Source organism: Streptomyces sp. NPDC051109 (assembly GCF_044455885.1).
Lineage (GTDB): Bacteria > Actinomycetota > Actinomycetes > Streptomycetales > Streptomycetaceae > Streptomyces.
Genome location: NZ_JBITFF010000017.1, coordinates 150,940 through 158,948, shown reverse-complemented (window position 1 = coordinate 158,948; position 8,009 = coordinate 150,940). Strand labels below are relative to the sequence as shown.

Below are 8,009 nucleotides of genomic sequence, written 5' to 3'. Positions count from 1 at the left end.
GTGCACAAACTCCCCGTGCGCCGCCATCCCCCCTTCATGGCGCCGGGCGCCTGGGCCTCCTGACCCGCCGGCCCCCCGCCCCCCCCCCCCCCACCCCCCCCAACCCCCCCCCCCCCCCCCCCCCCCGGGGGGGCCCCCCCCCCCGGGGGGGGGCGGGGGCCCCCGGGGGGGGGGGGGGCGGGGGGCCCCCCCCCCCCCCCGGGGGGGGGGGCCCGCCGCGGCATACCCGCACCCGGTCAGACCGTGGCCCGGCTCCCCAGCTCCAGGTCCAGCGGAAGGTCCCCGCGGCAGCTGATCTGCAGCTTGCGGTAGACCCGCGTCAGATGCTGCTCGACGGTGCTCACCGTGAGGTAGAGCTTCGCCGAGATCTCCCGGTTCGTGAGTCCCTGGGCCGCCAGGGTCGCGACGCGCTGCTCGGAACTGCTCAGCTTCGTCTCGGTGTTCGCGCCGCCCGAACCGGCCGGGGCCCGGTCACGGGCCACAGGGGTCAGCGGTGCGTCGGGCAGGATCTCCTTGCACAGCGTCGTGGCCTCGCACTCCTTGGCCAGGTTCCACGCCGTGCGGATCATCGCGCTGCCCTTGGCGGGCGAACCTTCCGCCTCCAGGGCCCGGCCCAGCTCAGCCATGGACCGGGCGGTCTCGACCCGGTCCCCGGAGCGGTGCAGCTCGTCGATCGACTGGTTGAGCGTCGCCAGCCGCTGCTTCGGATCGGCGACCAGCGCCCGCAGCCGCAGGGACACGCCCCGCACCCAGGGCCGGCGCGCATCGGGCAGCGAGAGCTGCTGGACCACGAACTGCTCGGCCTGGCGCGGCTTGCCCAGGCGCAGCAGCGCCTCGGCCGCGTCCGTACGCCACGGCAGGTAGGCGGGCCGGTCGGCCCCCCAGCTCTCCAGGATCCGGCCGATCTCCAGGAAGTCGGCGAGCGCCGCGTGCGGCTGATTGACCGCCAACTGGTGCAGACCGCGCGCACGCAGGTAGCCGAGCCCGTGCAGACTCGACAGCAGGCGCTGCGGAATCTGCTGGTCGGCGTGGCGCGAGGCCTCGGCGTAGCGGCCCATGCCGCTGCACGCGCGGATCAGTACCGCCGTCGGCGCGCAGTGGAACGTACCGCCGTTCTTCTCCGGCAGCAGCTCCAGTGCCATGGCGGCATGGGTGTGGGCGCCGCGCAGATCACCCAGCCGCAGCAGCGACTCGGCGTGCAGGGTGGCGAAGACCGCGCTCCAGCCGGGGGCCTGGCAGCGGTGCGCCTCCTCCATCAGCTTCCGGCTCCACGGCACCGCCCGCTCGGGGTGCTCGGACGCGATCAGGGAGCGCAGCGCCTGGCTGAGCGGAGCCATGGTCGCGTCGGTCAGCCTCGCCGACTGCAGCAGCCGCTCGCTGGCGGCGACACCGGTGTCGAGCAGCGTGTCGAGGGGCGACGTGCCCGGTTCGTGACCCGCTCCCTCGGATCCCTTCAGCAGCTGCGCCGCATCGGCCACCCGCCCCTGGGCCAGCAGCAGGCCGGCCAGCGGCTGCACGTGCTCGGAGTCCAGCCGGTCCGAGTGCAAGTCGTCGAGCAGCGAGCCGACCTGCCGCTCGGCCGCCACGGGGTCGTCGCGCCAGGTGATCTGGGCCCGCCGGATCCGGACGGCGCCCCGCAACGGGCTGTCGGCACCCGCCTCGTGGGCCAGCTCCAGCAGCCGCAGGGCCTTGGGCGCGTCGTTCGACACCAGGAGGTCCTCGGCGGCATCGCGCAGCACCTCGATGTCAGCGGCGCCGGCGGACCACGGTGCCCCGTCGGCCGACGCGGCGAGCAGATGCCCGGCCACCGCGGTCGCCGGACTTCCGTCCTTGCGCAGGACCGCGGCGGCCCGGCGGTGCAGATCCGCCTTGGTGGCGGGACCGGTGCCGTCGAGGACCGCGCTGCGCGCGCCGTCGTGCCGGAACCGGAGACCGTCGAGGATGCCCGCCGCCTCCAGTGCGGCCAGGCCCCGCTGGGCCGAGGAGGAGCCGGCACCGAGCAGCCGGGTGATCCGCGGTACGGAGGCGAGCTCGCCGAGCAGCGCCACCGCCCGGGCCAGCCCGGTCGCGGTCGGACCGGTGCGGTGCAGGCAGGTGGCCACGGCCTCGGCGAAAGGGCCTCCGGGGGCGGGTGCGGGGAGCCGTTCCCCGGCGGAGTCCGCCGCCCGGGCTCCGTCGTCCTTGCCGAGCCCCCGATGGGCGCGCTGTTCCCGGACCTCGTGCAGCTCCTGCAGCAGGGCGCGCAGCAGCAGGGGGTTCCCGCCGCTCGTCCGGTGGAGGTCCGCCGCGAGTTCCGGCCGCGGCCGGAACTCGCCGTGCTGCCCGCCGAGTACGGCGTACACCTCGGCCTCCGACAGCAGCCCCAGCCTGATCCGCCGGAAGTGCGGCTGCCGCATCAGCTCCGTGGTGAACACGGGATCCTGTGCCTCGGCGTACGGCGCACCGGTGACGACCATCAGGACCGGGGCCGAGCGCGCGTGCCGCGCCACGTACTGCAGGTACCGCAGGGACTCCTCGTCCGCGTGCTGCACGTCGTCGATGCACAGGACCACGGGGCTGGCAGTGCCCAGTTCGCGCAGCTGCGCGCAGAACGCCTGCATGGCGCCGACGCGCGACGGCGCGGGGGAGTCCGCCGCGAGGTCCGGCGACGTGAAGGACTGCTCGCTGTTGACGAGCTGCCCCAGGATGCCCAGCGGCACCTCCTGCTCGGCGGGCGAGGCGACCGCGCTCAGTACGACGGCTCCGGCGGCGCGGGCCCGCTCGGCGACGGTGTCGACGAGGGTGCTCTTGCCGGATCCCGTCGCGCCCTCGATCAGTACGATGCGGGACTCGCCGGACATGCAGTCCGCGAGAGCCGTGTCCAGAATTGCGATCACCGATGCTCGGCCCACCAACGACATACCTGCCCCCGTAGTGAATGGTCCACCCCTAACCTGAATCAGGCTGAAGCAGCTTCCTACAGGGGTGGTCGAGCCATGACGGAGCTTCCGGGGCCGCGGGCGGCCGGGTCGGCGGAGTAGGGGGTGGGATCAGGGACAGGGTTCGCTGCGCATGAGCCCCGCATCGCGCATTTCCTCGACCCAGATCTCGAGGTCGGCCAGGGCATTGGCCGGAGCGGTCTCCCAGAGGCCGGCCAAGGCGTCGGCCGCCGCGCCCACGTCCCCGTCGTGCTGGCGCAGCACGATCCACATGGCGGTTCCCACGGGACCGCAGTAGAACCGTTCCGTCCCGTCTGCGGATTCCGCCAGGACTTCCATGCGCCCGTCCGCATCGACGGCGACACTGAGCCCCGGCACCGGTCGAACGCGCACAGATACCTCCAGTGCCGGCTCCCAGGAGTCACCTGGGAAGTGACGCGGTCACCTGGGATTTCCTGACCGGCCGTCTTCAGTCGTCCTCGGCTCTTCAGCCGATCGAGTGCGTCTCAAGCTATTACGGAATGCGGCCCAGATCCATGACGGCAGCGGCAATCTGGGGTTGCCGTTTCGGGACACCCCTTAGGCGGGCGAACTCGTCCCCCAGGGCGTAGGGGGACGAGCCTCCAAACCCGTTCCGCCGATAGTTGGCCGAATATCGAAGGCCTTCAGGAGGAGGGTCCGCCGCGGTCGGTTTCGTTCGACCGGAGACGCTTTTCCTCCGCTTATCGGGAGCCGCCGAACCGGTGCGTCATTCGGAACGGCGCCCCGCTCCGGCCGCCTCGCCGTGGCACTCTCTGGTACGCCGGACCCCGCGCCGCTCCTGTGGCGAGTCTCGAGCGGCCTTCGAAGATTCCTCCAGCCGAGCCGTGCAGCGTGTGCCCGGCAGTCGCCACCTCCGACTACAACCGTTCCGGGCAGCCGTACCCCGCTGCCCCGCACCCGAGCAGAGCCGAACAGGGCCGAGCGCGGTGACCGTCGTCAGCGAGCCGACCCTGCACGGTGACATCGACGCGTCCGCTGCCCCGAAGGACCGGTACGAGACCGTGGAGGCGCCCGGTGTCCGACGAACGCTCCTGGGAGGTCCTGCTCGCAGGACCGGGTCCCGCGCTGCCGAGAGCCGCGCCGCGTCCCCCTTCCGCGCCCCGGCCGCACCGGCCGGCCGCCCCCGTGCCCGGTGCGGCGGCGGACCGGACGCCGGGCCAGGCCGTCCTGTTCACCGCCCGCGGCCCCCTGCTCCCCGGATCCGGCCGGGACCTGTACGGCACCTGCCGCTCCTTCGCCGCGGCGTGGAACGAGGTGGCCGAGGCACTGGACGCCTGGCTGCCGCTGCCGCTGGCCGCCGTCGTGTTCGCCCCCCGGGACGGCGTGGACTCCGCCCTGATCCGGGACCCCGCATTCGCCCAGCCCGCGCTGTTCGCCCACCACGTCGCCCTGTTCCGGGTGTGGGAGGCCTGGGGAGTCCAGGCACAGGCCGTCGCGGGGCACGCCGTCGGCGAGATCTCCGCGGCCCACGTGGCCGGCGTGCTCGACCTGGACGACGCGGCACGCCTGGTGGCGCTCCGCGGACGGCTGGCCCCGCAGGACGCACCCCACACCGCCCGCGCAGCCTCCGAGAGACGGTTCCTCCGGGTGGCCCGGGGCTCTCGCCTCGGCGCGCCCACCCGCACGCTGGTCTGCGCGACGACGGGCGAACGGCTCGGCCCCCGCCCCGGGGAGCGGGCCGTGACCCCCGAGCACTTCCTGAGCCGGGCCCGCGCGGCATCCTCGCCCGCGGCCGCGCAACGCGCCCTCGAATCCGCCGGATTCCCCTGCACCCACCTCTGCGGGCCCGACGCGCGCGACACCGCCCCCGGCAGCGAGGTGCACGCCGTGCTGACCGCCCTCGGCCGCCTCCACCACCACGGCCACCCGATCGCCTGGCCCCTGGTCTTCTCCGATACCGCACCCCCGTGAAGCCGGGCCGAAGACGGTCGCAGGGGGCCGGGCGCGGCCGGTGGGCGCCCGCGCACGCGGCGGCTTCCGGCGACTCACGGCCCCGGCTGTACGAAGGCTCGAGCGGCTGTCGAGCGGTTCCCGTGACGCTGGACACCCGTGCACGACGGACGGACCAGCCCCGGGCCACCAGCAACGGCGAGTCCCACGACGAAGGAGCTGATCCCGCCACCATGGCCACCACCGGAATCCACGCGGACACCGCCTCCGGACACGTCGACGCCACCGCCCCGCTGCGCCGCGCGGCCCGGCTGGAGGCACAGCTCGGCGACCCGTACGACCCCGCCAACCCCCACGGCTTGGGGGCCCTCTTCGCCGCCGACGAGCGGCGCGAGCCGCCCGAGGCCACCGAGCAGCTGCTCACCGAGGCCGGACTCGGAGCGGAGTTCGTACCCGCCGAGTACGGTGGCCGCCTCACCCGCGCCGACCATCTGGCCAAGGTGCTGCGCCCCGTCTTCCGCCGCGACCTCGCCCTCGGCTTCGGCTTCGGGATCACCTCGCTCTTCGCCGCCTCCGCCGTCTGGGCGGCGGGCACGGCGGCGCAGCGCAGGTCCACCGCCGACCTGCTGCTCGGCGGCGGCCGGGCCTCGATCGTCCACCACGAGCTGGCGCACGCGAACGACATCCTGCGCGACGAGTTCACCGCCGTCCCCGCACCGGGCGGCGGTTACGAACTGGGCGGCCGCAAGGACGTCATCATCAACGCAGCCCGCTCCCAGGCGTACGTCGTCTACGCGCGCACCGACCCGGCCCGTACCCCCTACAGCCACTCCGTGCTGCTCGTACACCCGGGCGAACTCGCCGGCGGCATCACCCACCTGCCCCGAGTCCCCACCACCGGCATGCGCGGAGGCCTGTTCTCCGGGCTCCGGTTCACCGACTGCGCGGTCCCCGCCGAGGCGCTCGTCGGCCGCCCCGGCGAGGGCGTGGCCCTCGCGCTGCGCACGTACCAGGTCAACCGCTGCGTCATCGCCTCGACGGCCGTCTCCGCCGTCGACACCGTTCTGCACTCGGCCGTACGGGCCGCCACCGCCGGGCGCAGCCGTCCCCTGGCCCGCCGCTGGCACAAGCCGCTCACCGGGGTCTTCGCCGACATGCTCGCCTGCGACAGCATGGCCACCGTCTCCCTGCGCGCGCTGAGCCTGCTGCCCGACCGCACCCACGTGCTGGCCGCAGCGGTCAAGTACGTGGTCCCCGACCTGCTCCGGGAGGACCTGGAAGAGCTCGCCACCGTCCTCGGCGCCCGCGGGTACCAGCGCGGCACCCCCGAGTACGGGGCCCTCGACAAGCTCGGACGCGATCTGCCCGTGGCAGGCCTCGGACACGCGGGCACCGCCTCCTGCCAGGCCGTGATCGTCCCCCAGCTGCGCGCACTCTCCGAACGCGCGTGGTTCCGCGAGCAGGCGCCGCCGCCCGAGCTGTTCCGCACCGGAGCCGCCCTGCCCGCCCTCGACTACCGGCTGCTCGGCATCGCCGATGGCGGGGATTTCCTCGCCGCATCGCTGGTCGAGTCCGCCGCGCGGCTGGCCGAGGTGCGCGGGGTCGGGGGCCAGCTGACCGCACTCGCCGACCTCGCCGAGGCCTTCGTCACCGAGCTGCGCGCCCTGCGCGAACGCTGCCGGGCCATCCCCGCCCACGGCACCCGCGCCACCTTGTCCGACCCCGCCCTGTGCGTGCTCAGCGATCGCTACGCCCTGGTCCTGGCGGCCGCCTCGGTCCTCGGCATCTGGCAGGGCCAAGACGGCAGCGACCCCTTCCTGGCCGCCCCCGCCTGGGCGGTGCTGGCCCTCTCCCGGATCGGCGGCCGGCTCGGCGTCCCGGTGCCGGACCTCCCCGACGGCTGCCTCGAGCAGGTTCTCGAGGAGCTGATGATCCGCTACCGCACGGGCCGCAGCTGCGACCTCGACGCGACGGAACTCGCGCAGTGACCTTGGCCGCCCGGCACGGGCCCGGCCACCAAAGAACCGCATCGGGCACGACCGGCATACCCAGCACATCCAGCGCCAGCGAAAGGCAGCCGATGGCGGACGACGCCCAGCGCATCACCACGCCGGTCCACGTCACCGGGCCGGCCGGTCCCTGGAGGGAGGTGGGGGAGGGCATGGCCCTGCGCGGCAACGCCTCGGTGTTCACCACCTGGGGCGAGTGGCTCACCGCGGCGCTCGCGGAACCGGCGCTGCGCCCGCTGCTCGGCCGGGACTGGCTGCGCTACCGGCAGACCACCGACCCGACGGTCCGCTACCGCTTCGTCGCCTCCCGGCTGGCCGTCAAGTACACGGCGGCGGCCGCGCTCGGGGTGGACCCCGCCGACCTGGACCTCGCCTACAAGATCGGCGGCCGTCCGTACCTGCGCGGCTTCGACCAGATCGATGTCAGCCTGACCCACACCGACGACCTGATCGCCGTGGGCATCAGCCGTACCGGCAGGATCGGCATCGACACCGAACCGGCAGACCGCAGGCTCTCCTTCCACCTCCTGCAGGACCAGGTGTGCACCGAGGCGGAGAAGGCCGAGCTCGCGTCGCTGCCCGAAGCGCGGCAGCCGGCGGCGATGCTGCGGCTGTGGACCCTGAAGGAGGCCTACACGAAGGCGCTCGGCCAGGGACTGCGGCTGGGCTTCTCCGAGTTCGGCTTCGCCACCGGCAGCGCGGGCGGCGCCGGCCTGCTCGCCCCGGACGGCACGCCCGCGGCCCGCGGCGAGTGGGCGTTCGGCACGTACCCGGTGCTCGACCGCTATCTGGTCAGCGTCGCCTGCCACGACACGGGCCTGGGCACCTCACGTGACACCGCGGTCTCCACGATGCTCGACGAGGGCTTCATGGCGACGGTGGCAGGTCTCCTCGACCGGTCCTGACCCCCCCGCGCCACCGCTGCTGGGCTGCCGCTGTAGGCGGCCCCGAGTGTGCCGGGGGAGAGTCGGACCCGCGGCACGGCGCCGGTACCCCCAACCGGCGCCGTGCCGCTCCCCTGTGCCTCGCTGCCCGGGCCCACGCCCGCGCAGCGAGGCACGGGCATGTCCGGAAAACCCCGTCCGGCCTGCGGCGCGAGCGGCCCCGTACGGATCCCCGTGCGCAATTCGAGTCCGGCTGTAGCGCCCGG

The 8,009-nt window shown here is 74.4% G+C and carries 5 protein-coding genes; 3 read left to right on the top strand and 2 right to left on the bottom strand.

Annotated elements, in window-relative coordinates; all coding sequences use genetic code 11:
* Nucleotides 1–236: 236 nt before the first annotated feature.
* On the bottom strand, nt 237–2,900 hold the full coding sequence (locus ACIBAD_RS27765; protein WP_134076262.1) for a LuxR family transcriptional regulator: 2,664 nt from the start codon (nt 2,898–2,900) through the stop codon (nt 237–239).
* A gap of 129 nt (nt 2,901–3,029) precedes the next feature.
* Nucleotides 3,030–3,311, bottom strand: a complete 282-nt coding sequence (locus ACIBAD_RS27760; RefSeq protein ID WP_134076260.1) for a PqqD family protein — start codon at nt 3,309–3,311, stop codon at nt 3,030–3,032.
* 663 nt (nt 3,312–3,974) lie between these two features.
* On the opposite strand from ACIBAD_RS27760, the gene ACIBAD_RS27755 reads away from it, so the two are divergent.
* The 3 genes from ACIBAD_RS27755 to ACIBAD_RS27745 all read left to right on the top strand — a co-directional run bounded on the left by ACIBAD_RS27755 (nt 3,975) and on the right by ACIBAD_RS27745 (nt 7,764).
* A complete protein-coding gene (locus ACIBAD_RS27755; RefSeq protein WP_166682213.1) occupies nt 3,975–4,871 on the top strand; it encodes an acyltransferase domain-containing protein in 897 nt (298 codons plus the stop codon).
* A 212-nt stretch (nt 4,872–5,083) separates the two neighbouring features.
* Nucleotides 5,084–6,838 (top strand): acyl-CoA dehydrogenase, encoded by a 1,755-nt coding sequence (locus ACIBAD_RS27750; RefSeq protein ID WP_134076256.1) that lies wholly within the window; start codon nt 5,084–5,086, stop codon nt 6,836–6,838.
* A gap of 92 nt (nt 6,839–6,930) precedes the next feature.
* Nucleotides 6,931–7,764, top strand: coding sequence for a 4'-phosphopantetheinyl transferase superfamily protein (locus ACIBAD_RS27745; RefSeq protein ID WP_134076254.1), 834 nt, complete (start codon nt 6,931–6,933; stop codon nt 7,762–7,764).
* The last annotated feature ends 245 nt before the right edge of the window (nt 7,765–8,009 follow it).